Here is a 25,050-nt window from a genome sequence, read left to right as displayed (position 1 = left end):
GTTGGTGAGGACATTGCCTTCCGCTACGCTATCTTCGACTACGCTATTGGTGTCATTCACCAGTACTGAGGCATCATCCACTGGCGTGACTTCAATCGTCAATGTCGCTGTTGAGCCAGTACTCGTGGTGTAAGTGATGGTCGGTAAGGTGCCGCTCCAATCTTGCGCTGGAGTGAAGCTGTAGCTGCCGTCGGCATTGATGACTAATGTGCCGCCTTCGACTTGTACATCTGTGCCTGCGGTGATCGTCTCACCATTAACGGTATATGACGTAATTAAAAGTGCAGTATCTGCATCAAAATCATTGGTTAAAACGTTGCCATTAGCAATGCTATCTTCTGATATCGTGATGGAATCATCTGTTAACTGAGAAGCAAGATCTTCAACCGACGTTCTTTGTTCGGTTTGTTCTAGAACTGTAGCCGTAAGCCCTTGAGTATCAAATGAAGTATCGGCAAGTGTTTCATTACCTGCTCTATCTAATGTAGCAACATCAATACCGCCTTGATTGCCTGGTGCATTGCCAGCTGCAGTCTCAGGTAAGTCTTCAGTTGGATCATCACCTGCTGAGATTAGATCCTGTAAAGCTTCAATCTCAGCCAGTGCAGCTGCATCTTCTTCTGGTAATTCATTGCTTGTTTGAGTTTGAATCGTGCCATCATCGAGTTCTAATTCAAAACCAGCATTGTCTTCAAATGCAATTACAGAGCCTCGAGAGATTGCCTGTCCAAGCGCTAAGAGCTGTGTTTGACCATCGAATTCTACTGAAACATTTCCTTGTGTTGCAATAACAACACCATCCTGATTGGTGGTAATTCTGTTCATAGTGGCTCCCAACGACCTTGTCAGACAAAAAGACTAACTGTCTAATACTTTATTATATTTCTAGAACTAGTACTCTTATTCTAACCATGTCAAAAAACTGGGTCAAATTTTTGACGAACCTCTAAACGTTTTTTATTTATCTATTTTTAAAGGATTTTTTAACTTTGTTTTTATGACAACAAAATAAAATATAAGTTAGAACTTAATCATTAAGAGTTAATACGAAAGAGAATCAATAAAATGATAGTTGGGAGGTATTTATAGAGTAAACAATTGACACTGCCTACCTATGAGGCAAGCAGTGCTTTTCTGTAACAACTAATAGCCTGAGCTTGTTCACCGACTTGTTCATGAGCTTTTGCTTGTTGACCAAGTGAGAATTGAGTTGGTTTGAGGTGATTTACTTTTTTCCAATGTTCAATGGCATCAGAAATAAGCTTTTCTTGGACCTTTAGTAGCGCTAAACATTGATGGTAAGCCGCATTGCTGTCATATATTTCTAATAAAGAAACAAGCTGTTTACGAATGTCTTTATCTTCTGCATTGGCTACGTCAGAAATCACTGAAAATATGGATTGATTAGGTTGAGTTTTCAGTGATTTAGAAAGTAACTTCAATGCTTCAGGTTTACGCTGAAACTTGCACAATCCTTTGCAATATAGCGCAACCAGTTCTGGTTGCTTACGTTCACTTCTACTTAACCAATGCCAAACTTTATCAAGCTCTGCCATATCATTAGCTTGAAGGGTCTGCTGTAGCAACTTATGATTGGTTTCAACAGTTAACTCTTCAACATCACTTTTTGCTATGGCTTTGCTTTTTTGTAAGGAAGGTAAAAGTAGCTTTATTGCCTGCCAATCTTTTTGCTCAGTATAAAGCTCTAACGCTAGCTTGAGCACTGAAGGTTTATTCATTTTAGATGAAGGCATACTATCGAGAACACTTCTAGCGCTATCGAGCTCACCTTGCTGCATTAAATATCTTACTTTAGTGGTTTTTATCACCTGCTTGATATTCGATTTTGTTGCAGCTTTATCTAGATATTCATCTCTTTCGACATTTTTATTTTGATGCTGCGCTGCTCGAGCTGCTGCAAGCCAATTTAAAGTCGGTATTTCACCATTACCGGCACCTTTTAACATTGCCTTTTCTGCTGCAGGCCAATCTTCCTCAGCTAAAGCAAGTGCGCCAGCTAAGGTATAGCGCCTGGCTGTATTTTTACGCCAGCGAGAAGGTATCCAGCTTTGCTTGATTAAAAGGTTGAGAACTGCAACGATCATCCACTCAGCCAATTGCAATAAACTGTAAAAAATGATGATGCTGAATAGCGCAAAAACTAAACTGGTTTCGAGTTCATAATCCCCGAATGCAATATATAAATAACCCGTATGATCAACTAACCAAGGACTTACCGCTAATCCAATTAATATGATCAGTGTGTATGCGAGTGTCCTGATCATTGGTCATTCTCCTTTGGTGAATTTAGCTCTCCAAAGGTCACTAACTGTTTGAGAAGTGGCAATGAGCGAAACTTCTGAATTGCGACAGGCTGAACAGATAGTTTTGAAATATTATCAACAGAAGCTAACACCGTTTTCGTTGCATCATCTTTTAAGTCAAAATATTCATACACCCACTTTCTTGCAAGTCTCATTGACTGTTTAAAGTTCACATCATCATTTCGATATAAAGCGAGCTGTGCTTGAAGAAGTTTATTTTTAATATTCTCAACCAAATACCAGCTTTGCTCGGGTGAGAGTAATGGGGCGAGATCAGTTTGACGTTTTCTGACTTTAACAAAATCAGATATCAACGCTTTCCACGTTTTATCAAGGTTGGCATGCCAATCAAACACTGAGCTACTCAACTCTTGTGATTGTTGCTCTGTCGGTTCTGTCGGTCTTGCCTGGTTTAAAGGTAAGCGGTCTAATTGTGCGATGACACCATCAATTTCATATACCGCTCCTGAAATATCGGGGCGTTTAATACCCTTAACTTGAGCAATATCTTGAGCTAATGCTTTTCTTAATGGTAATAATGACGGATCACCCATCTTAGCAATTTGGGAATCTGCCGATTTTAGTAAGCTTGCAGCTGTTGTAGGGTCTTGTTCAAGCCAGAGTTTTCTGCCCGCCATTTGCACTAGATAATCTGCCTCTGCAGCCATCCAATGTTTTGGACTTCTCTGAGCAATATTCGAAATATTACTCTGTAATTGAGATTGAGCGACCTGTAATTTATCAATGTCATTGCTCAATGAGTCAGCTTGGCTTGATAAATCTGAATCGGTAGCCGATTGCGTATCAAGCTTATTCTTGAGCCTCATTACTTGTTGTGACAACTCAGCAAAGTTTTCTTGCTTCTTTTGCTGCTCAATATAAAGATAATAACCGCCACCAATTGCAAGGCAGCCTAATGAAAAAGAAAGAAAAATAAAAAATTTACCGACCACAGATATTTTCGAAGTATGAGCTCTAACTCTTGGTTTAGTCGGCGTTTTTTTAACTTCAGATTGCGTTGTTGATGTCTTCTCTGAATGGTCTTGCTGGTCTTTGCTTTCCATTAAAGGATCCTTGAACAATCACTCTTTGAGAGTATCAATAATTTTATCTATTGTAGATAGCATAGCAGACTGACTTGCTCCTTCTGCATTGAAAACTCGAGTAAACCCCTTGTCTAACGCTATCTTCAAAACCCTATCACTTGGTACAAGAATATTGCACTCTTTGATCCAAGTACGTTGTGTGTTTCCAACCAATTTTAATAGATTTAGTAGCATCTCACCACTAGTAATTAAAATGGTATCAACGCCTTGCTGTTTCCAATACTCGGAGGAGTCAGAATGATGTAATTCGGGTAAGGTTCGTTGGTAAACTTCGCAATAGTGAATATCTGCACCACGTTCCGTTAGTGCATTTGCAAGCTTTTCTCTTCCACCCTGTCCTCTAACAATAATGATGGTTTCACCTTGAACAGATTCTAGCTGTTCAAGCATCAGTAATCCTTCACTGTCTTGACTTTGGGTTGCCACAGACACAGAACGACTATACGAATGTTGAAGTGCTTGGCAGGTTCGTTGGCCTACAGCAAAGATCTCACAGTGCTCAGAAAGCACCTTAAACAATGAATCAAACTGATAAACAGCGTGCTGACTAATAAAAATGATCTTATCGGCGTGCGGAAGCCGTAAAACAACTGACTGACAAGGCAAAACTGGTTCTATTTCCATTAACGGCGTCTCAATAGCTTCGATGCCTTTATCATTTAAAGCTCGAAGCATTAAGTCATTAGAGCCTTTAGGCCTTGTCAGTAGTACTTTCATCTATTTTCCATATACAGAATCAAGAATTTCTTTGGCACCTTTACTTAATAATATATCGGCTAATTTCTCACCAAGCTCAACCGCTTGCGATGTACCACCTGAAACAGTATCAAAAATGACTTGGCTACCGTCAGGGTTACCGACTAAACCTCTTAAAGTGAGGTTATCACCTTCAATTTCAGCGTAAGCCCCGATAGGGACTTGGCAACCACCTTCTAAGCGAGTATTCATAGCTCGTTCAGCAAGCACGCGAATACGCGTTTCTTCATGCTCTAACGGCTTCAGTAACGCTTTCACTTGTTCATCGTCAATGCGGCATTCAATACCAACTGCACCTTGACCATTTGCAGGTAATGATACTTCTGGCTCAATAAAGCTTGAGATTCTCGCTTCAAGTTTAAGGCGTTTTAAACCTGCAGCGGCAAGAATAATGGCATCGTAATCACCGTTATCAAGTTTCGCTAAGCGAGTACCGACATTGCCGCGAAGATCTTTGATTTTCAGATCAGGTCTTAACGCACGAATTTGACATTGACGACGAAGACTTGAAGTACCAACAATGGCACCTAGTGGTAAATCATCAATAGACTTATAGCGGCCAGAAACAAAAGCATCGCGAGGATCTTCACGTTCACAAATAACATGCAACCCTAGCCCCTCAGGAAACTCAACCGGTAAATCTTTCATTGAGTGAACAGCAATATCAGCACGATTTTCTAACATTGCAACTTCAAGTTCTTTAACGAAAAGTCCTTTACCGCCAACTTTTGCAAGTGGAGTATCCAAAATGACGTCACCTTTAGTGGTCATTGGAACCAGTTCAACGGTTAAGTCAGAGTGAATTGCCTCTAATCTTGCTTTTACATATTCTGCTTGCCACATGGCAAGTGGACTTTTGCGTGTTGCGATGCGGATAAGCGCTTGAGCCATGGTAACTTCCATAAAAAAACCACTAAAGATGTAATGCTATCATTGTGGCCGCAGAGTTGCCATTTTGAAGATCATTTTCATTTATTATTAAAACGAATCTGAAATGGAATTTTAAAACCATTATTTCAATAGCTTGCACACAAAAACAAAAAGTGATCCACAGCAAAAAAACCAACACTTATGTGATCAAGATCTACTTTACTTGCTGATTTCTTCAAAAATGCTAGCATGAAGAAATTGTCGGTCAGTGGTAAAAGAACCGGATGCTTCAACAACAACATTTTTCAGAACTTGCAGAACAACTTAATCAGGCGAGGCTTTCTCGAGCCTTATCTTTGATGCAACCTATGCAACAAAGACTGTTTCGGTTGATCCCTTTTTTGTTGCAGCACAACCATCAAGATTTACCTGGGTTCATCAAGAATACTGTTCCTTGCGGTATCTATAACTTTTCAATGTCTGAAGAATTAAACGAAGACTGTGAAATTTTTAACTTTCCAGTTCCTGAAAGCGCTCCTAAAACACCCTATGTTTTCGAAGGTCTGTATGCCATGGGCAGCTTAGGAAGCTTTGGACATAGCATTTATAGCGATGTCGATATCTGGGTGGTACACAAAACAGAACTTGGCGAAAAACAGCTCAAATCATTAAGAAAAAAACTCGATAAACTGAGCCAATGGTTCTTGCATTATGATTTAGAAGTCAACTTTTACTTAGTACACCCATATCAATTTCGAAGTGCAGAAGAATTACAAGGCAGCAAAGCTCAACATCTTGGTAAAGAGCACAGTGGTAGTGCTCAGCGCTGGCTACTTCTTGAAGAATTTTATCGCTCTCAAGTGAAACTGGCAGGTCGAATAGTAGCCTGGTGGCCACACATTAAGGAGCACCCTGACTTATTGCATTTGGGTGATGTGAGAGAACTCTCTCCCAGTGAATATTTTGGTGCTTCATTATGGCACTTATATAAAGGGATAGAAAAGCCGCACAAAGCTTTCTTAAAAGTCTTACTTTTAGAAGCTTATGCTAACAATTATCCGAAACCGGTTCTGTTGACTGACAAAATTTGGCAGCTCACTTATGAAGGTAACTTTTCTGTCGATAACGACGCATATTTTGTGCTTTATAATTATTTAGAAACCTATTTGCTCGAACAACAAGATCTTCGTCGCTTAGATGTATTGAGACGTAGCTTTTATTTGAAATGCGGTTTCAAACTTTCTGTTGAAACTGATTTTCCAGATTGGCGAGTAGAAAAAATGCGCCAATTGACTAAGGATTGGAATTGGTCTGACAGCCTTATAGAAACACTTGATAACTGTAAAAATTGGCATTGCGGGCAATTGAAATGGTTTAATGCTCAACTGAGTAATTTCATGCTGGCGAGTTATCAAACCTTGCTATCTTTTGCTTCAAAACATCAGCTCGATGATAGTTTAAAAGTGGGTGAGCTCAATGTACTGTCTCGCAAATTACATACCTTTTTCCACTCAGATGGCCACCAAATTAGTAAGCTCAATTGCCTGTGGAGTAATGACATTACAGAAGATGAACTTGGTTATGTGCAAAGTAATCGAGACGGCGATTATTATTTATATGGGCATGCTAAAGTTGCACGAGAACTATTAGGGAAATCGCCGCTGTGTCACTTTAAAACACAAGCTGGTTTATTGATGTGGGCTTGTTTTAATAGAATCTCAGTTGAACATACGGTTTGGTATAAAATTGGCACTAGAGAACCTAAAAGCAGTGATTTAACGAAAGTAAACAAGCAGCTGATTCAACGAATAAAATCGATGCCGGATGCATCAGCGATAACCAAACAAGATTTATTTCAACCTTGGCATTACAGTCAGGTCATCGTTTTACTTAATCTGGAATCCGATCCTACTTGCGAGTGGAACGGCCAAGAACTTATGGTCGATGTACTCAATGCAAACGTATTTTCCATGGGGCGGAAAAAACAAAACTTACTCGGCAGCATTGATATCTTAACGATAAACAGTTGGGGTGAGTGGCAGTGCCATTACTTCAAGGGTGAATTAGCGATTTTAGATTTAATCACCTTTATTACACCTGGCTTAAAACGCGCTAAAGATAATGTTTCTATTGAAGTATTAAGCTGTTCAAAACGGTTACAAAATCAATTAGAACATACGGTCGCTAAACTCATCCGTAATACTGTTCGATTAAGCACTCAAGCCACAGACAACAATACGCTTCTTCAACCTGTACATATCGGAGAACGACGTTACGGTATTTTTATTGATAACCATAATATTGCTTGCCAAGATCTCCATGACCCTAAGTCATTCTACCAGCGAATAAGTTGCGATACATTAACTCAACTTCCTCGACCAACACTCTGTGACGACCCGATGACATGTGCGCCTCCTGTGATTTTGGATTATGCAGCACGAAACGCTATTCAGTATTTTTTAAGGCAGCGTGGAGAAGACATCGAAGTCTTTGTGCTTGACGATGCGAATGAATTGAGTCACTACATACAGCACAGCCAAACTATTGAGCAGTTGGTTTCAACTACCAGTAGACATTATGCGTTTGATGAAATAACCAATCATAAAAACCCGTTTAACCTTCCTCAGTTTTTTCAGCTTGAAAGAATCGAGGGCCATTTACAGGTCATCCCTTTTGGTATGTCAGCAGAAGATCAATTGACGAACTTTTGATACCGCAGCCATTCTCATACGAGATAACTGCGGCATACATGACTAGAAATTCAATTCTATTTTTATTTCACTTTGCTTTTCGATCGAATCAACAATGTGAGAAATAAACTCACAATTATTACGATCATCAAACCATTTTTCGCCATCAAACTTAAAGTGGAAACCACCAAAACGAGTCGCTAACCAAATCTCATGCAATGGCTCTTGCTTATTAATCACAATCTTTGAGCCATCTTCGAAAGCAAGATCTAATACATTGCCACTGGCATTAATATCAACATCAGCGTCTTGCTCATCAATCGCAAACTCAATTGCAGTTTCAATTGCACTAAAAACTTCATCAACTTTGTGGTGATATTCAGTATCCGTCATTTTCATCGGACTATACCCTTTGCTTTTTTCGATTTGAATGCGATTATAACTCTTTATATCTTATCTGAAAGAACAGACTTTACATGAATAAGACGATTATTTTTTTAAGCTTGGTAATGTTACTTTCTGCGTGTGGTCAAAAAGGGCCTTTGTACCTAGAACCAAAAGCAGACAGTAATCGGCCGAAAACAGAAAAAACAAAACCAACTCCAAAGAAAAAAGTAGCATCTGACGAGAAGAGTAATAAAGAACAAAACCAGAATTAATAGAGAAAACTAAAGGTAGCAGAGTGGATCATTTCAATTATCAAGGCTCACAGTTATACGCAGAAAACTGCAACATTAAAGATTTAGCGAAAAAACACGGTACGCCTATGTATGTGTACTCGCGTGCCACATTGGAACGTCATTGGCACGCATTCGATAAAGCGGTAGCCAAACATCCACATATGATCTGCTACGCAGTAAAAGCGAATTCCAACATTGCTATTCTTAATGTGCTTGCACGCCTTGGTAGCGGTTTTGATATTGTATCAGGCGGCGAACTGGCTCGTGTGATAGAAGCGGGCGGTGATCCACAAAAAGTCGTCTTTTCAGGTATTGGCAAAACCGCTGAAGAAATGGAATACGCTTTAAAGCAAAATATTTACTGCTTTAATGTTGAATCTATACCAGAGCTGAAACTATTGAGCCAAGTAGCAACTCAGCTTAATTTAAATGCTTCAGTCTCACTTCGTATTAATCCAGACGTTGATGCAGGCACACACCCTTATATATCAACAGGCTTAAAAGAAAATAAGTTTGGTATTTCAATGGATGATGCTATTGCTACTTACCAGCTAGCGACATCGTTACCTAATATTGATATTAAAGGCGTCGATTGCCATATCGGCTCTCAGCTCACTGAAATACAGCCTTTTTTAGATGCAATGGATAGACTGCTGGCTCTGATTGACGAGTTAAAAGCCCAAGGCATTAAAATTCATCACTTTGACATCGGTGGCGGACTTGGCGTGCCTTATGACGGTGAACAGCCACCACACCCAGACATATATGCTGCGGCCGTATTAGAGCGTCTAGGTGATAGAGATCTGAAATTGATTTTCGAGCCAGGCCGAGCCATTGCTGCAAATGCTGGGGTCTTTATTACTCAAGTTCAATTCCTTAAACAGAATCAAGATAAGCATTTTGCGATCGTTGATGGTGCGATGAATGATTTACTAAGACCATCGCTCTATCAAGCGTTTCATAAGATTATCGAAGTAGAAAAATCAGATCATCCAAAACAAAATTATGATGTCGTTGGTCCAGTATGTGAAACCGGTGACTTTTTAGGAAAAAATAGAGAGTTGGCCGTTGAGAGCGGCGACTTATTAGCCGTTCGCTCAGCGGGTGCTTACGGGTTTACCATGGCCTCTAACTACAATACTCGCCCTCGCCCTGTCGAAATCTTAGTTGATGGTAACCAAGACTATGTAATTAGGCATCGAGAAAAATTATCGCAACTCTGGCAAGGCGAGCAGTTACTGCCGTAGAATAGAAACATCACTATTAATAAGGAAAAGCATTTGATCCACTTTACAAAAATGCATGGGCTGGGCAATGACTTTATGGTTGTTGATGGTATAACCCAAAATGTTTACTTTTCTCCAGATCAAGTAAAACGCCTTGCACATCGCAATTTTGGCATCGGTTTCGATCAGCTTTTGCTTGTTGAGCCTCCATACGACCCTGATCTCGACTTTCATTACCGCATCTTTAATGCTGATGGTAGTGAAGTGGAGCAATGTGGCAATGGAGCTCGTTGTTTTGCCCGTTTTGTAAAGAATAAAGGCTTAACACAAAAGCATAAAATTCGGGTAAGTACTTCAACAGGAAAAATGACATTGCGCCTTGAGCGCGACGGTAATGTCACAGTGAATATGGGCGTTCCGATTCTCGACCCGAATCGCATTCCGTTGAAAGCAAAAAAGACCGAAAAAACGTATCTGATCCAAGCGGATCAAAAAACATTTCTCTGTGGTGCTGTTTCCATGGGCAACCCACACTGCGTTTTAGAAGTCGATGACATTGAAAAAGCACCCGTCGATGAAATTGGCGCTATACTTTCTACCCATGAACGCTTTCCAAAAGGCGTTAATGTTGGCTTCATGCAAATTGTTGCTCCAGACCATATAAAATTAAGAGTGTATGAGCGAGGCGCAGCAGAAACCTTAGCTTGCGGTAGTGGTGCTTGTGCTGCTGTAGTGGTTGGCCAACGTCTGAATAAATTACGTAAATCAGTTCGTGTCGATTTACCGGGTGGTCGCCTCAAAATCTCTTGGGAAGGTGAAGGAAAACCACTGTGGATGACCGGCCCAGCTCAACATGTATATGATGGACAAATACAGCTATGACCAACACAGCTATGACCAAGAAACAAAGTAAATCTGAAAAGACATTACCCCAACTGGAAGCTGAACTGGTATACGAATACCTCACCGACAATCCAGATTTTTTTGAGAAATACCCTGATTTACTGGCAACTATTCGATTACCTCACCAACAAAGAGGAACCGTTTCGATTGTTGAACGTCAACAAGAAGCGCTTCGTCAAAAAGTGGTTAGGCTTGAAGAAGAAGTTACCACATTGATGAACATCGCTAGCCAAAATGAGCGCATTTTACGTTTTAATACTGATCTAGCCTTTAAGCTAATGGCTTGTGAAGATTTCGACACCTTGCGAAGACTACTGGCTGATGAACTAAAGAGTGAATTCGGTTTCACAAATGTACGTTTAATAACGGTACATAAAATTGAAGATGAAGTCATGCAAATCTGGAAGAACCGCATGAATGGTGGTTTTTATTTAGGTCGACTTACACAAAGTGAGTCACAAAAACTGTTTGGCAGCCAAGTTGGCTCAGTCGCATTATCACGTTTAACCCCAGAGTCTGAATGTGATCGTATTATCCTTGCGGTTGCCAGCCCGAATGCTGCACATTTCCAACCCGATATGGACACATTATTTTTAGCTCAGCTGTGTAAGTTGCTGAACTTCAAGCTCAGTCAGTTTTAATATGACTGAGCCGTTTTTATCCGACCCTCATATTTTACAGTTTCAACGCTACTTAACGTCTGAACGTCAGCTTTCACCTCATACGGTTAAAAATTACCTAAAAGAGTTACAACGCATACAACAATGTATTCCTGTGACTACAGCATGGACTGATATTACTTTTGAGCATTTACAAAATGCGTTGGCTAAAATCCATCGTCAAGGGTTAAGCCCTCGCTCTATTGCACTGACACTTTCAGCCACGAAGCAGTTTTTTAAACAGTTATGCAAACGTGGGATCATTGACAGCGATCCCAGTGTGTCGTTGAAAGCTCCAAAACAGAACAAGCATTTACCGAAAAACCTTGATGCTGATAGTGTCGACCATCTGCTCAATATCGAGACCACAGATGAATTGTCATTTCGTGATAAAGCAATTATGGAGCTGTTCTATTCCAGCGGTTTACGTTTGGCTGAGCTGGCCTCATTGAACCTCACAGACTTCGATACCAGCTACCACCAAGTGACTGTTATTGGTAAAGGGGATAAAGCTCGAGTGCTCCCCGTTGGAAAAGAAGCAAGAAAAGCAATTGAATCATGGTTAACGGTTAGATCTACATTACCTGCTATTGATGATGCACTGTTCATCACGAAACAAGGTAAGCGCCTTTCGCATCGAAGTATTCAAGTCCGAATTAACAAGTGGTCACAGCAGCAAGGCTTATCTACTAAAGTTCACCCTCATAAACTGAGGCACTCATTTGCGACTCATATGTTAGAGTCCAGTGCTGATTTACGTGCAGTACAAGAACTGCTTGGTCATGCCAACCTGTCTACAACGCAAATTTATACTAGCCTTGATTTTCAACACCTCGCAAATGCTTATGACGGGGCTCACCCACGAGCAAAAAGGAACAAGAAATAATGAGATGTTTTCTTAACCTACAGCCAATTAAAGTCATCAGTTTCGATTTAGATGACACGCTTTACGACAATAGACCCTATATCGACAAAGCAGAAACTGAATTCCTCTTATTTATGAAAAACCACTTTCCTGCCGAACATCAATGGGAGAGTCACTTTTGGTGGTCAGAGAAGAAAAAACTTGAGACAGAAAATCCTGCTGTAAGCCATGACACATGGAAAAGTCGTGAAGATAATGCCTATCGAATTTTGCTCAATATGGGCTACTCAATTCAAGATGCAAAAGTGGGGGCAAAAGCGGGTCTTGACCACTTTCTTCACTACCGTAGCGACTTTAAAGTACCAGATAAAAGCATCGAGCTGCTGAAACAGCTCGCCACAAAGTTCAAACTCATCGGTATTTCAAATGGTAATGTCGATCCTAAACGTATAGGTATTGCAGAGTATTTCGAATTCATATTACATGCGGGTAATGGTCACCGAATGAAACCAGCGCCAGACATGTTCATTGAATCCTGCAATCGTCTTCAAGTGCAGCCACAAGAAATACTTCATGTTGGAGATAACTTTGCTGCAGATGTTGTGGGTGCTCGTTCATTTGGCTGTCAAGCGGCTTGGCTTAATCCAGCATTTGGGCGAGTTGAGAAGGAGCTACCTGGCTCACTATTACCGCACATAAGTTTAGATAATGTTTTCGAGTTAACTAACCTGATCTAGTTGCGAAGAAATTCGAGTAAGTAGCTGTGCTGTAGAGGTTGCTTACTCAGAACTCAGGTTAATGCTCTAACTGGTAGCTAATTACATATAAGTTATCGATATCAGGATAAATTTCACTGATGATTTTCTTAAGTTCGGGTAACGCCATGTATTCTTGTTGTGCGTGAAATTCATTCAAATCATCAAATTGAACAGGAACTACAGATAAGATTGTAATATCACAAAAGTGACGGTCAGTTTCTAAAGTATGAACAGACACAGTAGTGCCTGGCACGTAATTACTCTCTGATTCGTCACGAATGGTTATCGTTTTATCACCTGAAACAATGATAGGTTCAAATCGTTCAAAAAAGGTGATTTTTGTTGGTGCTCTGTCCATGAATTTAAAGTCCTAAAATAAAAAGCCCATTAAACTATTATATAAAGTTAAGGGCTCTATTTTAACGAGAATACAATGATCTAACCGTGCTGACGTTCAACTTTTTTCACCCAGCCAGCAGGTGCTTCAACAGTACCTAGTTGCATACCGGTATAAAGCTCATACATTTTCTTGATGGTAGGACCAACGTTGCCATCGCCTACAGTGATAACACGTTTATCTTCAAAGATGTAAGAGCCTACAGGCGAAACGACTGCCGCAGTACCAAAACCACCAGCTTCGACAATTTCACCAGATTCGATGTCAGCAATAAAATCTTTTAGGTAGACGGTTTGTTGTTTTACTTCACAGCCAAGCATCTCACCCATTTCTAACATTGAAAGCGAGGTGATTGATTTTAGAATGGTATCGGTAAACTCTGGAATAATTATCGTACCGTCTTTGCGCACGTGGAAGTGATTCATCGCACCCACTTCTTCAAGCTTGGTATTGGTTGAATCAAGATAAAGTACTTGCGCTGCACCAAAATCAGCCGCATGTTTAGCGGCACGTAATGAGGCTGCATAGTTACCTGCAGCTTTTGATGCGCCTGTACCGCCAGGTACTGCTCGATGATAGGTTTCTGTGATCAATAAACGAATGGCATTATTCGCACCCGTTTTGTAATAAGCACCACTTGGACTCATCACAACACAAAAAGTGTACTTTTCACTTGGGCTGACAGACAGTCTATCTTCTGTTGCAAAAATAAACGGTCGAATGTAAAGACAAGCGCCCTGCTGCTGGGGAAACCATAGACGATCAATATCAATCAATGCGTGAATCGCTTGCTGCTGAATGGCTTCATCAAGATGAGGGATACATACAATCTCTGCAGAATTGTTCATGCGCTCTGCGTTCTTATCGATACGCCATGTATAAATCTCGCCATCATCATGCATAAAGGCTTTAGCACCTTCGAAAATAGATTGGCCATAGTGAATGCACATTGCCCCTGGCATCATTGCAATTGGGCCATAAGGAACGATTCGAGCGTTATTCCACTCACCATCTTCATAGTCCATTAAGAACATATGATCTGTTCTTAAACGACCAAACCCAACTTCACCTTCTGGTATAAATTGTTGTTGACGACGTTCCGAATCTGACTTCAATTGGTAATCTATTTGCATACTAAAGGTTGTGCCTTTACATTGATAAATTTGGCGCCAGACTAGGTTTCAGGGTGATCAAAGTCAAGTTTGCGGCCAGATCAAACATGATATAGATCACCAAAACTCTGTAAAGATAACAGACCGCAATCTGCGAAAGCGATTATTTTTCTAACCAATCTCCTACAGCCTGAACCACTTTACCTTCATGCTCAACCCATCCGACCCACGCTAACTGTTTTGCTTCTTTTGACAGTTCAGGCATCGGCTTAACTGAACCAATAAAATGAGATTTATCGTTACTCGATAGTGTTTGAAAGCTGAGTACCGTAAAGTCTTGCTTTAACTTTTTACTTCGATTTTCACCACGAGTCACTTGAGTTACAAAACCGCTACCGACCAAAGCAAGGTGAAACTGATAATTTGAATGATCGACTAATTTTTCGTTAAGAAAAGCATCAATGTTCCCATTTTCAATATTCAGCGTTAATTTAGGTGCGTGAGACGTTTTTATTTGTTTCAGTGAATCATAATCTCGATTAAACCACCCACGCCATTCATGACTGTTTACAACAAATTGAGGAGTATACACTTGCCTAATATTGAGGAGATTCAAATGATCATACTGGCGTTTGCTATAACGGCGATCAGAAAAGGGATCTTTCCAGCCTAAATAATTCCAATAACTCACATGAAATGAAATAGGGAAATAAGTGTCCCACAAGCTATCATTTTTCATAAAAGTAGATATCCACTCTTCTGCTGGCGGGCAACTGCTGCAACCTTGTGAGCTAAATAACTCAATCATTATTGGTGTTTTATCGTTACTCTGTTTTTCAAACTGTAGATAGCTTTGAGCCTTTGCAGATACAGCAAAAGCTGACACAAAAAATATCAGTGAAACGAACTTTAATCCAAGCCTCATAATAACTCCTACTCACTTTTGTTATTTGACCAGCGAAGCGCTAAATACATTTCAGATGAAATATTGGACTAATTACTCAGGTCAATATTCTAGACAACCATAAATAAGAAGTACTAATGGACAAGTATCACCCAATAAAATGCGCACATTATGATCATATAGAGTTAGCTTGTATTCGCCAGAGAGCACTATTAGTTGAGCTCATGTGCGGTGAAAAGATTACAGGCAAAGCCATTAACGTTGAAGCCAGCGCCAATAAGTGTGAATGGTTAACAATAGAAACATCCAGCCAACTTCGAAAAATACGTTTAGACAAGATTGCCGTCATTCGACACCAACAAGAAGGCATCGCCCCACTGACACTAAAATAATTTTCCGGTAGTCAGCTATAATTCAGTTATTCCTCCATAGGATGGAGACTAAAAGCAAATGGAAAAAGCAATGAAACTATCAATAGTTACAGCAGCAATACTCTGTTGTGTATCCTCAGTAGTGTGGGCACATGATGACAATCAAGATCTTGAAGTTCAAAAACTCAAACATGAAGTTCGAATGCTCAAAAAAGAGGTTCGGCACCTAAAAGGTATTATCGCTAATGGCAGTTACGATAGAGGACCAAATATTAATATTGATGATGGAACTAAAGGCCAGTGGGGTTGTTATTTAGATGACATTACTGCGGGGGGGGTCTATGGCACAGGGCGCACTGAAGCAGAAGCAAGAGGTAAAACATTGGCCTCATGTAATAAAAAAGGCGGTGCTTGCTTCGATATGAACGTGAAATGCAATCGCTCTGATGAATAATTAATTAGAGGGAGCTACCTCCCTCAATGTTTGTTTATTCAGAAACTAAAACACTCGGAATCGGTTTAAGTTCTTGAGTTTTAGGGCTACGACTATTAACTGAAACCGTATCAACTTTCATTGGGAACAACCAATATTGAGAGCGTGTTTCATGGCATTTTGCCCAATCGCAATGATCGTATGACCAATTAACAACAAATTGAGCCTCTCCAAATTTATATTTATATAGGCATCGGTTACGTTGATCTCTAAATTGGTAATTGAAGTTATCTTTGTTGAACTAAACTTGATTCGATATTTGCAACGATAATCCCGCCAAAACTCTCCATCACTTCGACGATATCATTAAAGTGCTTAGACAGCTCGAATTTGACCGTTGAGTTATCTTTTACAACCACCTTCGTAAGCAAGAATACTGGTAACATCATCTAAATTTCCTTACTAAGCTACTTGTTTAGCTTGTTTTGGTAATGCCTCACAATAAGTTTTCAAACCACCCAGTAGTTTGCCAAATGCTATTGATGCACCAAACCTAAGCAATGGATATAGAGGATACGCCAACAGTTTAGGCTCAAGTGACAGATAGGTCCTTCCATTGGCATTCCCTCTCCCGTCTTCTTTTCTCCAATCGCATAAGAATGTGGAATCGGTCCCATCCATAAATGGGCTTTATCAAGTTCAGGGCCAAGAATTTGCCAAACATCAGCTACAGGTCGATTGATTACAATTGATTTTGTGATTTTCATATAAACACCTCAAATAATGGGTTGAAGATTTGTTGTACTGTTGAGGTGTAATGTAGAAGAGCGGTGATTGGCTTTTTTGATATGCCTTGCTGTGTTTACTTTAACTTCGGGGATCAACAGGAAACAATAATTAATCCTTATTAATACTGAACTCAAGTAAACCATGCGTCACGAAAAGAAATTCGTGTAATAAAACCCTCGCCGTTTATAGCAATTTTGAAATATTCACTTTTGAAAGGTTTATTAAGTGGTAATCAATGAAACCTTGGAAATATTAACTTCTACTCATGAATGCTGCATTTCTACGATTGTTAAAGCACTATAATGGTGACGTAACTAAGGGGTGGCATATGGCAGGCGTACATAGCACATCTGTGGCATCAACCAGCGAGATGTTTGAGACAGCTAAAACTTCTCATTTTATTGCCTCTTTGCGCCCTGAAAATTCTGAGTCGGTTACCTTTGAACTAAAAGGCCGTTGTAAACAGGTTAGCTATACCGTTTCTGTCAATAAAGAAAACCAGCTACAAGTAAAATGGCAGTTAAAATTTTTCTGCTTAACTATAGCAAGCAAAACAATCACCGCTGGAACCGATCACTCACGCTACAAGACTTCTCAACAGTTGGTTCAAGATCTAACGGCTTCAGCTCACCTAAATAAAGATATTCGGTTTGCAACGGTCGATAAACTAGTTTATCAAAAAGGTTGCACAAAAGAACTCAAGAATTTGTTTTCTGAAGAGGTTAATCAAGCTTCTCCAAGACAGAATCTTTCGCAATTACAAATCTGCTACCTTTTGAGACATGAGAAACTCACTGATGAACAAATGATTGATTTAATTGATTCTTCAAGGCTATGTAGTAAGTCTAAGTATATCGAAGGCATGACTAAATATTTGTCTCAAAAACAACTCAACAAATTAATAAACCACCTTATACAGGACGATAAAAACTATGACGTGGTGATGAAACTACTAGATGCGTTACCTGATGACCGTCATGGCACGATTATCATAAAACCCTTTTCATCATGCGTTAACTTTGCAGAAACATTGAATGCAAAACAGTTTCGATTACTTTGTGTCTGTTTAGATTACCAACAATCCATAGCCTTGTTACAAACAGAAGGCATATGCGCTGAGTTTAAAGAAGAAGTTGATGAACCTTCAACGATAACTGAAAAGTTTAAAGTGTTGACTCATGAAGCCTCTCTGACTAGGTGGTCAATAAATGGCGACGATGAATTTGATTTAGACACTTTTCCAAGTCCTAATTATCAAGCTCGAGAAGAACTTACAGAAGTGAATCAAACTAAAAAATTACAGTTAATTTTGCATGATTTACAACAACGCATGGCAACAAAACCAGCTGAAGCACTTGATGAACTGAAGAATTACACAACAACAGAAATAGCCACGATGCTTCCAACACTTTTTGCAGCTGGTTTTGTAACAGAAATAATTGATGCTATTCCAAAAGAAAAGCTAGCGATCATTATGCAACTGCAAAAAGCAAAGTCTTTATATACAACCTTAAGTTCAGTAAGTAATATTTCTAAAGATCATCTCTTAAAATTAACCAATCTCAGTTGTCGATGTCTACACATGGTGAAGTCCACAGCAGGAGAAATCGATTATCAAAAGAGAATAGAAAAAGGAGAGCAACAAGAGTTCTTAAAAAAAGTAAAAAATGAAGCTTAAAAAATATAAAAATCCAATATATCCATTTTAGAACGCCTAGAAAGCCACCATGCCCCCTATTATTAGGAGGCAAAACTAGAGAAACTTACCTACCGTCTTCAGCACGACGTTTTTTAAAGTCTGAATCCATTAGCCACTTTGGCCAGTCATCATTATTGGCAAGTTTAGTAAGAATATCGCTGATCAACGCTAAATCTTGTTTTACCCCGCCTAAACTCCACGTTGACGAGTATGTATCAGCTTCTTTATGGTACTTATGAGCAATATAATCTGGGTCAGTATCACCAAGGCTCATAAACAACAATCCCGGTACACCAGCTTGGGCTAATGCAAAATGATCTGAGCGGAAAAACAAACCATTTTGTGGACGAGGATCAGGCTTAACAAATCGACCTTGCACTTTCGCAGCATCAGCTAAGTAATGTTCCAATTCCGACATACCATTGCCATAACGCAAAATGTAATCGACACCTTTATTGACGTTCATACCATCAATATTGAGAAAAGCGACAATATCTTTGGTAGGCACTGGTGGTGCTTTTGCAAATTGCTGTGCGCCAATTAACCCTGTCTCTTCTGCGGTAAAATTAGCAAAAAGAATATTGCGCTTGAATGGTTTATTTTTAGCCATGACTTTCAAATTGCGCGCCAAGTCTAAAACGCCAGCACTGCCTGAAGCATTATCAACAGCGCCGTGATAAGTATGTACTTTGCCTTTACTGTCAGTTATCTGCCCCAAGTGATCCCAATGCGCTTGCATGACGACGGTTTCACTTGTGGCTGTTTTAGCCGGTAATTTAGCAATCACGTTATATGATGTTGCTTTTTCAATCGTGTTATTTAACCTTAAATTTGCATTTATCTTTAAATCGACAGCTTTGAATTTATTCGAAATTGCCTTCTGTTTTAATTTATCGAAGTCGAGTCCTGCTTGTTTAAAGATTTTTTGAGCCGTTTGATGTTGAATCCATCCCATTACAGCAACTTGATCTTGGTTATCATGAGCATCAATTAAGGTTAATTTACTACCACTATTTGAGTTTCTAACCACTCCCCAACCGTATGCCGCAGGTGCTGTTTCATGAACAATGAATACTGCTTTTGCGCCTTGCCGAGCCGCTTCCTCATATTTGTAGGTCCATCGACCGTAATAGGTCATCGCATTACCAGTGAACAATTTAGGGTTTTGGGTGGCAAAACCAGGATCATTGACCAATACAATGACGGTCTTACCTTTAACATCAAGGCCTTGATAATCATTCCAATGGTATTCAGGTGCGTTAATACCATAACCAACAAAGACGACATCACTCTGTTTTAATGCAATGGTTTTACTGATCCTTTGCGTTCTCGCCGTAAACTCGGTTAAGTTTTTAAACGACTCATCACCAACCTTAAGGGTCATATTTTGATCGGGCGTGATCTTCGCCATTGGAACGGGTTGTAGGAATTTTCCTTTGTATCCTGGCTCTAAACCCATTTTTTTATATGCACTCACTAAATAGTCTGTAGTCAGTGTTTCTTGTGGACTCAATGGTGCTCGACCAGCAAACTTAATCGAAGACAGTGTTTTTACATCTTGTCGATATTGCTGTTCGTGAAATTGGTAATCCGATGCAGCAACGGTAAAGCTCGTCATTGCAAATATTCCTAGAAGAAAACTCGATTTCATAGAAGTAATGTCTTGTGTTGTTGTAGAGTTTTACTGACCTTATCATTTTGACTCGTAAGAAAGATCAGCACCGTATTGATTCAATTATTTCGGTTCAAAAGTAAAAGCTTGTCCAGCAACAGAAGCCTCAACCATGAAACCAACTTTAGGAATAATATAAATGGACATGCCATTCACATAAGAGCCAACTGATGTTTGAGCACCACCTGACTGACCCGCTCCGGCAGAGTTTCCTGTCGTTCCAGCTTGTGCAGAAGCCCCTAAATTTACGACTACCGCAGAAGCTTGAGCATTGAGTTCAAAGTTACCCTTAATAAATTTGTCATAAGCTGATTTGTCTTTAAAAAAAATGATTTCGCTGTACTCTTGGGCACCAAATTGAAACCCGATTGAAGCTTGAGTAATTTTTGAGGTGCCAATAAACTCACCTTGCTTGTATACTCGGCCTTTACCGTAAGCCCCACCAACAACGAAACCTGCTTTACCTACACTGGGAAACAAAGCGTATCCGTAAGCAGAATTAATGTATTGGCTTGTTTCTGATGCATGAGAAAAGTTGTCGAGCGCATTCGTATATTCGTCCGCTGCAAAGGCTGAGTTTGCAGTGAGAAGAACGAAGCATAAAAGTCCTGTAAAACGTTTAATGGATTGAATAAACATCACTACCTCCAAACAAAATAGGTATTACTTCTTATCTTTAAAAATCGTGGATAAAAAATCCTTTTCTTCATTATCGAGTAAATCAGTATGCCGCTTATCTTTTTTACCATAATTTTGGGCAATTAAGCCATTTTGATATGCGATTACCGTCAATTGCTGCAAACGATATATGGCTAGCACGTAAAGTGTGATCAACAAATTAAACCTAGTCAGCGTTTGGGCTATCAGCCAATATTGGTCTCCAAAAACAAATGGAAAACTCGCCAGTAAGCAACGTATTAACCAATTAATAATGATCGCGACCGCCAAAACTAAGAGCCACTTGAGCTTTAGATCGTCTACTGCGGTTCTAGGCAAAACGGATTCAATATGCCTTTTAAGTCTCATCACCCGAATAATGGCAAAAAAGTACACCACCGTTTGCGTCAGCAGTAATGTGGGCAATGTCATACCTAATAATGAAAACGTATTAATATTACTGACTTTGATCGTTTCACTGACTAAAAATGCCTGAGTATTAAAGTGAGTTAGGGTAAAGAATAAAACAACCAATGCGACAACCAGTGCCGGCATGTAATGCCAAAATAAAGATTTACTATTGAAGACGACTTGGCAATTCAATTCCGATTTACAATATAGATACAAGAGTGGCATCAACAAGAAGTACATTGGCGTTATCATGGCCAGTACGATATGAATAGGCAGAGGAGCATTCTGCTTGCTGATAATCCCAGTAAAGAAATATAGTGATAATGTCACGAAGATGGCTACCACTATCATTTGTTGCGATCGATTTGATGACGACGGCTTTAACCACAGTAAAGCAGCAAGAACTGCGCAGTGAAGTCCTCCAAGTAAAGACAGCCACCAATAAGCTTGTTGAAAAAACTCAGATATCGACTCCAAAATCCCCCCTAAAAAGCAGATAAATGACCTAAAAACTCGATTTAACGCAAAAAAAACAATATTTTTTAGTAATTAGTTAATAAAAGGTAATAAAACACTTGCATTTAGTATGCTCAATGCTCTAAATATAGCCACCGTAGGATGATAATTCGACAATTTTATATCATCTTAAACACATATTTATAAATAGCTACTAGGGGACAGGACTGTGAAATTTGTGCTGCTACTTATCATTGTTGGCGTTTTCGTTTTTCTTTATATGCGCAAAAATAACGAAAAAGACAATAAAACAATGACAGAGGATACTAACCAAACTCATACAGAAGCTAAAACAGAGCAAGAGGCTGATGTTGAGTCAGTAAAAGTAGCTCAGCCAGAAGTAGCTTCAACTCAAGAGACCATTGACGAAAGTGAGCCTGTAAAAGAAGTAGAAGAAACTCAAGAAGTTGATGAGCCAGAACCCGTATTGGAAGAAGCAAGCTCAGTACAACTCGATTGGGCTAATAGCAATCTCACTAAAGCACTAGAGCTACAAAATGCGGCGTCTAACGCAGAAGACACATACTCTGCCATCACTGCAGCCATTTCTGAGTGCTATAAGCAGCGAAAATCTCAGCAGTATTTGATTTATGGTTATTCGCTAGCAAGCGAGTATGAAAAAGCTTTTGAACAATATCTCGCTTACCGTAGCGAAAATAACATTAAGTCTGTTATTAAGGGCACAGCATTTATGCAGTTAGCGACCTTAGCTCAAGACAATGGTAACTTTGAGCAAGCAATTGAAGTATGCAATAAAGCCATTGCTCATGAGTTGACTGACGGCACTGTTACAGGTTTCGAAGGCCGTATTAAACGGATTGAAAAAGCGAAAGAAAAAGCCTCAGCATAACAAACCAAATCCGAGTATAATCTGTCAGATAGACTGTTAAATTATATTCGGATTATTTTGACTGCTCCAATCTCTCTTCACTCCATCCAATTTGATTTCGAAAGTAAAAACGTATCATTCATTGCTGACATTGAGTTTGAACAATTCAATGCGTTTGCTGAGTCTTTTGTGGCATTGATAGACTCCAGAGTCATCCAACGCCATTGGGGAGCAGACAGACATCAATGGTTACTCGAATTCGAAGGCTGCTTTTTTACCTTAAACTATGAATTCTATGCCGATGTTTGTTGGTTACACGTAGAGCAAGAAAACGATTGGGAAACGCTAGAGTATTTAGCCAGCCTAATCGCTAAAATAAACCATGTTTGTCCTAGGAGTAATGCTAGTGAACACTAATCAACCATCAGGTATGGATCATCACAGTGCAGAGTTTGATTATCGTGCATTGACCCCCGATTTAATTCTTGATGCAATTGAAAGCATTGGCATTTACCCTGAAAGTGGTTTATTAGCTCTGAATAGTTATGAAAACCGTGTTTATCACTTTCGTTGTGATGATGGCAAAAAGTATGTCGTCAAATTTTATCGACCTGAGCGTTGGAGCACAGAACAAATTATAGAAGAACATACGTTCTCTTATGAAATTGCAGAAGCAGAAGTACCACTTGCTTTACCGCTGACCATTAACCAACAAACATTACATGAGTACAAAGGTTATCGGTTTGCGCTATTTCCTTCTATGGGAGGCAGAAACTTTGAAGTCGATAATTTAGAACAATTGGAAATGGTTGGTCACTTTATTGGTCGCTTACATCAATGTGGTAAAAGTAAGGGGTTTAATTATCGTCCGGCATATACGCCGCAATCTTTAGGTGACGATTCCATTGATTGGCTTAAACAGTCGGGTCATATCCCCAGCTCACTAGAAACCGCATTCTTTACTATCACAGAACAAGTTCTGACTGCCAGCAAGCAAATTTGGCAAAAGCAAAACCCTTCTCAATTCCGATTACACGGTGATTTGCATCCAGGCAACATTTTGTGGACACCTGATGGACCTGGCTTTGTCGACCTAGATGATGCTCGTACAGGCCCCGCCATACAAGATTTGTGGATGATGCTCACAGGGGATCGTCCTCAAAAGGTCATGCAACTTGAGATTTTGCTTGAAGCTTATGAAGAGTTTTGTGATTTTGATACCAAAGAGTTAGCGCTCATCGAACCGCTTAGAGCAATGAGAATGCTCTATTACAACGCATGGATTAGTCGTCGCTGGCAAGATCCCGCCTTTCCTATGCACTTTCCTTGGTTTAATACTGAGAGATATTGGGAAGATCAAATTTTGGCTTTCAAAGAACAACTTGCGGCGTTAGATGAAACACCTTTAAGTTTGATCCCATATTAAAAGTAATCTGCTTCATTTCAATGAAGCAGATTTTTTATACACTTTCCACTCTATCGTGTTCAAAAAAAAATAAATCACTTTACTTTCATAAAGTTAAAAAACAAAAGCATTCTGGATTGTGATTAATTTTACAGCGCTGCCTGTTTGAACGTACAGAAAAATTCGATATCGACCTACTGCCGGAGTTAAGCCACTACCTCATTTTCTTAAATTCCATCGAGTTATAGAGCAGGCTTTAATTTACCGCTATACTGATAAAATTCATAAACCACTTGAGTTATAACAATAAAAAGGTTTATGTTAACGACCAAATAATTGAAGTCTGTTTTTTAGTCAGTAGGAAAAACAATGAAGAAGATACTTTTAATGGCTGCAGCGCTATTGCTTGCACCAATGCTTTCTCAAGCTGCAACAGTTTATAAAGAAGGCGTTCACTACAGCGTTATCAACCAAGGACCTAAAACGAAAACACCGGAAATTAAAGAGTATTTCTCTTTCTTATGCCCTCATTGTTTTCAGTTTTATCTAAACGTACTTCCTAAACTTGAAAAGCAGTTACCTAAAGGCGTTAAGTTCACTCAGTCGCACGTCGACTTTTTAGGCGGTGATATTGGTAAAGACTTAACCCGCGCTTTTGCTATTGCAGAGCTTTTAAATGTAAAACATAAAATCGAAGGTGCACTATTCAACGATATTCACGTTAAGCGCCAACGTATTTTAGGTATGAAGGACATCCGTAAGATATTTATCGCCAACGGTGTTGATGCTAAAGAATTCGACTCAGTAGTTAATTCTTTTGCGGTCAATGCACGCGTCGCTCAAATGGCTCGCGATGCAAAAGACGATCAAATTAACGGTGTACCAGAATTGGTTATCAACGGTAAATATAAAGTACTTAAAAAAGAAATTAAAACTTGGGATGATTTTATTAACATCGCAGTTTGGGTTGCTAAAAATAAGTAAATTGAACCATTGATTGAAAAAGGAGCTTAACGGC

At 39.5% G+C, this 25,050-nt stretch carries 28 protein-coding genes; 14 read left to right on the top strand and 14 right to left on the bottom strand.

The genetic code is table 11. The features are described from left to right. The 5 genes from AC1EU2_RS18445 to hemC form a co-directional block, all read right to left on the bottom strand. On the bottom strand, positions 1–825 hold an 825-nt coding region (locus AC1EU2_RS18445; RefSeq protein ID WP_480299746.1), incomplete at its 3' end, for a retention module-containing protein. 287 nt (positions 826–1,112) lie between these two features. After that, complete coding sequence (locus tag AC1EU2_RS18440; RefSeq protein ID WP_480299745.1) at positions 1,113–2,285, bottom strand: heme biosynthesis HemY N-terminal domain-containing protein; 1,173 nt, start codon at positions 2,283–2,285, stop codon at positions 1,113–1,115. Next, positions 2,282–3,388 (bottom strand): uroporphyrinogen-III C-methyltransferase, encoded by a 1,107-nt coding sequence (locus AC1EU2_RS18435; protein WP_480299744.1) that lies wholly within the window; start codon positions 3,386–3,388, stop codon positions 2,282–2,284. The genes AC1EU2_RS18440 and AC1EU2_RS18435 overlap by 4 nt, the downstream gene beginning before the upstream one ends. 18 nt (positions 3,389–3,406) lie before the next feature. Next, complete coding sequence (locus AC1EU2_RS18430) at positions 3,407–4,147, bottom strand: uroporphyrinogen-III synthase (RefSeq protein ID WP_480299743.1); 741 nt, start codon at positions 4,145–4,147, stop codon at positions 3,407–3,409. Continuing rightward, positions 4,148–5,077 carry a hydroxymethylbilane synthase gene (hemC, locus tag AC1EU2_RS18425; protein ID WP_480299749.1) on the bottom strand — a complete coding sequence of 310 codons (930 nt, stop codon included), beginning with the start codon at positions 5,075–5,077 and terminating at the stop codon, positions 4,148–4,150. 263 nt (positions 5,078–5,340) lie between these two features. Between hemC and AC1EU2_RS18420 the strand changes: the two genes are divergently transcribed. After that, positions 5,341–7,767, top strand: a complete 2,427-nt coding sequence (locus tag AC1EU2_RS18420; RefSeq protein WP_480299742.1) for a class I adenylate cyclase — start codon at positions 5,341–5,343, stop codon at positions 7,765–7,767. 42 nt (positions 7,768–7,809) lie between these two features. Here the strand turns inward: AC1EU2_RS18420 and cyaY are convergent, their stop codons facing one another. Further along, on the bottom strand, positions 7,810–8,145 hold the full coding sequence (cyaY, locus tag AC1EU2_RS18415) for an iron donor protein CyaY (protein WP_480299741.1): 336 nt from the start codon (positions 8,143–8,145) through the stop codon (positions 7,810–7,812). A 77-nt stretch (positions 8,146–8,222) separates the two neighbouring features. Here cyaY and lptM point away from each other — a divergent pair, with 77 nt between their 5' ends. The 6 genes from lptM to AC1EU2_RS18385 are packed head-to-tail and all read left to right on the top strand — an operon-like array spanning position 8,223 to position 12,816. Continuing rightward, positions 8,223–8,405 carry an LPS translocon maturation chaperone LptM gene (gene lptM, locus AC1EU2_RS18410; RefSeq protein ID WP_480299740.1) on the top strand — a complete coding sequence of 61 codons (183 nt, stop codon included), beginning with the start codon at positions 8,223–8,225 and terminating at the stop codon, positions 8,403–8,405. Between the two features lie 23 nt (positions 8,406–8,428). Then, positions 8,429–9,673, top strand: a complete 1,245-nt coding sequence (gene lysA / locus AC1EU2_RS18405; RefSeq protein ID WP_480299739.1) for a diaminopimelate decarboxylase — start codon at positions 8,429–8,431, stop codon at positions 9,671–9,673. Positions 9,674–9,706: 33 nt separating this feature from the next. Beyond that, positions 9,707–10,534 (top strand): diaminopimelate epimerase, encoded by an 828-nt coding sequence (dapF, locus tag AC1EU2_RS18400; RefSeq protein WP_129946116.1) that lies wholly within the window; start codon positions 9,707–9,709, stop codon positions 10,532–10,534. Next, a complete protein-coding gene (locus tag AC1EU2_RS18395) occupies positions 10,531–11,196 on the top strand; it encodes a DUF484 family protein (protein ID WP_480299738.1) in 666 nt (221 codons plus the stop codon). The genes dapF and AC1EU2_RS18395 overlap by 4 nt, the downstream gene beginning before the upstream one ends. Position 11,197: 1 nt before the next feature. Then, positions 11,198–12,100: a tyrosine recombinase XerC gene (xerC, locus tag AC1EU2_RS18390; protein ID WP_480299737.1), complete on the top strand. Its 903-nt coding sequence runs from the start codon at positions 11,198–11,200 to the stop codon at positions 12,098–12,100. Then, positions 12,100–12,816, top strand: a complete 717-nt coding sequence (locus tag AC1EU2_RS18385) for an HAD-IA family hydrolase (protein WP_480299736.1) — start codon at positions 12,100–12,102, stop codon at positions 12,814–12,816. The genes xerC and AC1EU2_RS18385 overlap by 1 nt, the downstream gene beginning before the upstream one ends. Before the next feature lie 58 nt (positions 12,817–12,874). On the opposite strand, the gene yqfB is transcribed toward AC1EU2_RS18385, so the two are convergent. The 3 genes from yqfB to AC1EU2_RS18370 form a co-directional block, all read right to left on the bottom strand. Further along, the gene (yqfB, locus tag AC1EU2_RS18380; protein WP_480299735.1) at positions 12,875–13,195 is read right to left on the bottom strand and encodes a N(4)-acetylcytidine aminohydrolase; all 321 of its coding nucleotides are present in this window, start codon (positions 13,193–13,195) and stop codon (positions 12,875–12,877) included. 80 nt (positions 13,196–13,275) lie between these two features. After that, the gene (locus AC1EU2_RS18375; protein ID WP_480299734.1) at positions 13,276–14,367 is read right to left on the bottom strand and encodes a branched-chain amino acid aminotransferase; all 1,092 of its coding nucleotides are present in this window, start codon (positions 14,365–14,367) and stop codon (positions 13,276–13,278) included. 142 nt (positions 14,368–14,509) lie between these two features. Continuing rightward, on the bottom strand, positions 14,510–15,271 hold the full coding sequence (locus AC1EU2_RS18370; RefSeq protein WP_480299733.1) for a DUF1223 domain-containing protein: 762 nt from the start codon (positions 15,269–15,271) through the stop codon (positions 14,510–14,512). Between the two features lie 116 nt (positions 15,272–15,387). On the opposite strand from AC1EU2_RS18370, the gene AC1EU2_RS18365 reads away from it, so the two are divergent. Both AC1EU2_RS18365 and AC1EU2_RS18360 read left to right on the top strand, forming a co-directional pair. Then, positions 15,388–15,642: a Rho-binding antiterminator gene (locus AC1EU2_RS18365; RefSeq protein ID WP_480299732.1), complete on the top strand. Its 255-nt coding sequence runs from the start codon at positions 15,388–15,390 to the stop codon at positions 15,640–15,642. 70 nt (positions 15,643–15,712) lie between these two features. After that, positions 15,713–16,075 (top strand): hypothetical protein, encoded by a 363-nt coding sequence (locus AC1EU2_RS18360; protein WP_480299731.1) that lies wholly within the window; start codon positions 15,713–15,715, stop codon positions 16,073–16,075. A gap of 266 nt (positions 16,076–16,341) precedes the next feature. Here AC1EU2_RS18360 and AC1EU2_RS18355 read toward each other — a convergent pair whose 3' ends face one another. Together AC1EU2_RS18355 and AC1EU2_RS18350 are read right to left on the bottom strand one after the other, a co-directional pair. Continuing rightward, positions 16,342–16,503 carry a hypothetical protein gene (locus AC1EU2_RS18355; RefSeq protein ID WP_480299730.1) on the bottom strand — a complete coding sequence of 54 codons (162 nt, stop codon included), beginning with the start codon at positions 16,501–16,503 and terminating at the stop codon, positions 16,342–16,344. An 87-nt stretch (positions 16,504–16,590) separates the two neighbouring features. Beyond that, entirely contained in the window at positions 16,591–16,821 is a 231-nt protein-coding gene (locus AC1EU2_RS18350) for a hypothetical protein (RefSeq protein ID WP_480299729.1), read from the bottom strand. 350 nt (positions 16,822–17,171) lie between these two features. Between AC1EU2_RS18350 and AC1EU2_RS18345 the strand changes: the two genes are divergently transcribed. Then, the gene (locus AC1EU2_RS18345) at positions 17,172–18,521 is read left to right on the top strand and encodes a hypothetical protein (RefSeq protein WP_480299728.1); all 1,350 of its coding nucleotides are present in this window, start codon (positions 17,172–17,174) and stop codon (positions 18,519–18,521) included. A gap of 85 nt (positions 18,522–18,606) precedes the next feature. Here the strand turns inward: AC1EU2_RS18345 and AC1EU2_RS18340 are convergent, their stop codons facing one another. From AC1EU2_RS18340 to AC1EU2_RS18330, 3 genes are all read right to left on the bottom strand, one after another. After that, positions 18,607–20,160: a M28 family metallopeptidase gene (locus tag AC1EU2_RS18340; protein WP_480299727.1), complete on the bottom strand. Its 1,554-nt coding sequence runs from the start codon at positions 20,158–20,160 to the stop codon at positions 18,607–18,609. Positions 20,161–20,277: 117 nt separating this feature from the next. After that, positions 20,278–20,853 (bottom strand): lipid-binding SYLF domain-containing protein, encoded by a 576-nt coding sequence (locus AC1EU2_RS18335; RefSeq protein ID WP_480299726.1) that lies wholly within the window; start codon positions 20,851–20,853, stop codon positions 20,278–20,280. Positions 20,854–20,877: 24 nt separating this feature from the next. Next, positions 20,878–21,759 carry a hypothetical protein gene (locus AC1EU2_RS18330; RefSeq protein ID WP_480299725.1) on the bottom strand — a complete coding sequence of 294 codons (882 nt, stop codon included), beginning with the start codon at positions 21,757–21,759 and terminating at the stop codon, positions 20,878–20,880. 208 nt (positions 21,760–21,967) lie between these two features. Here AC1EU2_RS18330 and AC1EU2_RS18325 point away from each other — a divergent pair, with 208 nt between their 5' ends. From AC1EU2_RS18325 to AC1EU2_RS18310, 4 genes are all read left to right on the top strand, one after another. Beyond that, positions 21,968–22,648, top strand: a complete 681-nt coding sequence (locus tag AC1EU2_RS18325) for a tetratricopeptide repeat protein (protein WP_480299724.1) — start codon at positions 21,968–21,970, stop codon at positions 22,646–22,648. 57 nt (positions 22,649–22,705) lie between these two features. After that, positions 22,706–23,044 carry a DUF3630 family protein gene (locus AC1EU2_RS18320; RefSeq protein ID WP_480299723.1) on the top strand — a complete coding sequence of 113 codons (339 nt, stop codon included), beginning with the start codon at positions 22,706–22,708 and terminating at the stop codon, positions 23,042–23,044. Continuing rightward, positions 23,028–24,053, top strand: coding sequence for a serine/threonine protein kinase (locus tag AC1EU2_RS18315; protein ID WP_480299722.1), 1,026 nt, complete (start codon positions 23,028–23,030; stop codon positions 24,051–24,053). Before AC1EU2_RS18320 ends, AC1EU2_RS18315 begins: the two co-directional genes overlap by 17 nt. Before the next feature lie 348 nt (positions 24,054–24,401). Further along, positions 24,402–25,016 (top strand): thiol:disulfide interchange protein DsbA/DsbL, encoded by a 615-nt coding sequence (locus AC1EU2_RS18310; RefSeq protein WP_129946129.1) that lies wholly within the window; start codon positions 24,402–24,404, stop codon positions 25,014–25,016. Positions 25,017–25,050: the final 34 nt, after the last annotated feature.

The sequence above is a fragment of the Parashewanella sp. 2304DJ23-3 genome (assembly GCF_056591695.1).
This window is presented reverse-complemented; position numbering and strand designations above follow the sequence as displayed.

What these genes read in the sequence shown, in the direction of transcription:
- AC1EU2_RS18440 (WP_480299745.1), bottom strand. Translation starts at nt 2,285, where the DNA reads ATGATCAGGACACTCGCATACACACTGATCATATTAATTGGATTAGCG.
- AC1EU2_RS18435 (WP_480299744.1), bottom strand. Translation starts at nt 3,388, where the DNA reads ATGGAAAGCAAAGACCAGCAAGACCATTCAGAGAAGACATCAACAACG.
- AC1EU2_RS18430 (WP_480299743.1), bottom strand. Translation starts at nt 4,147, where the DNA reads ATGAAAGTACTACTGACAAGGCCTAAAGGCTCTAATGACTTAATGCTT.
- hemC (WP_480299749.1), bottom strand. Translation starts at nt 5,077, where the DNA reads ATGGCTCAAGCGCTTATCCGCATCGCAACACGCAAAAGTCCACTTGCC.
- AC1EU2_RS18420 (WP_480299742.1), top strand. Translation starts at nt 5,341, where the DNA reads ATGCTTCAACAACAACATTTTTCAGAACTTGCAGAACAACTTAATCAG.
- cyaY (WP_480299741.1), bottom strand. Translation starts at nt 8,145, where the DNA reads ATGAAAATGACGGATACTGAATATCACCACAAAGTTGATGAAGTTTTT.
- lptM (WP_480299740.1), top strand. Translation starts at nt 8,223, where the DNA reads ATGAATAAGACGATTATTTTTTTAAGCTTGGTAATGTTACTTTCTGCG.
- AC1EU2_RS18395 (WP_480299738.1), top strand. Translation starts at nt 10,531, where the DNA reads ATGACCAACACAGCTATGACCAAGAAACAAAGTAAATCTGAAAAGACA.
- xerC (WP_480299737.1), top strand. Translation starts at nt 11,198, where the DNA reads ATGACTGAGCCGTTTTTATCCGACCCTCATATTTTACAGTTTCAACGC.
- AC1EU2_RS18385 (WP_480299736.1), top strand. Translation starts at nt 12,100, where the DNA reads ATGAGATGTTTTCTTAACCTACAGCCAATTAAAGTCATCAGTTTCGAT.
- yqfB (WP_480299735.1), bottom strand. Translation starts at nt 13,195, where the DNA reads ATGGACAGAGCACCAACAAAAATCACCTTTTTTGAACGATTTGAACCT.
- AC1EU2_RS18375 (WP_480299734.1), bottom strand. Translation starts at nt 14,367, where the DNA reads ATGCAAATAGATTACCAATTGAAGTCAGATTCGGAACGTCGTCAACAA.
- AC1EU2_RS18370 (WP_480299733.1), bottom strand. Translation starts at nt 15,271, where the DNA reads ATGAGGCTTGGATTAAAGTTCGTTTCACTGATATTTTTTGTGTCAGCT.
- AC1EU2_RS18365 (WP_480299732.1), top strand. Translation starts at nt 15,388, where the DNA reads ATGGACAAGTATCACCCAATAAAATGCGCACATTATGATCATATAGAG.
- AC1EU2_RS18360 (WP_480299731.1), top strand. Translation starts at nt 15,713, where the DNA reads ATGAAACTATCAATAGTTACAGCAGCAATACTCTGTTGTGTATCCTCA.
- AC1EU2_RS18355 (WP_480299730.1), bottom strand. Translation starts at nt 16,503, where the DNA reads ATGATGTTACCAGTATTCTTGCTTACGAAGGTGGTTGTAAAAGATAAC.
- AC1EU2_RS18350 (WP_480299729.1), bottom strand. Translation starts at nt 16,821, where the DNA reads ATGAAAATCACAAAATCAATTGTAATCAATCGACCTGTAGCTGATGTT.
- AC1EU2_RS18345 (WP_480299728.1), top strand. Translation starts at nt 17,172, where the DNA reads ATGGCAGGCGTACATAGCACATCTGTGGCATCAACCAGCGAGATGTTT.
- AC1EU2_RS18340 (WP_480299727.1), bottom strand. Translation starts at nt 20,160, where the DNA reads ATGACGAGCTTTACCGTTGCTGCATCGGATTACCAATTTCACGAACAG.
- AC1EU2_RS18335 (WP_480299726.1), bottom strand. Translation starts at nt 20,853, where the DNA reads ATGTTTATTCAATCCATTAAACGTTTTACAGGACTTTTATGCTTCGTT.
- AC1EU2_RS18315 (WP_480299722.1), top strand. Translation starts at nt 23,028, where the DNA reads ATGCTAGTGAACACTAATCAACCATCAGGTATGGATCATCACAGTGCA.
- AC1EU2_RS18310 (WP_129946129.1), top strand. Translation starts at nt 24,402, where the DNA reads ATGAAGAAGATACTTTTAATGGCTGCAGCGCTATTGCTTGCACCAATG.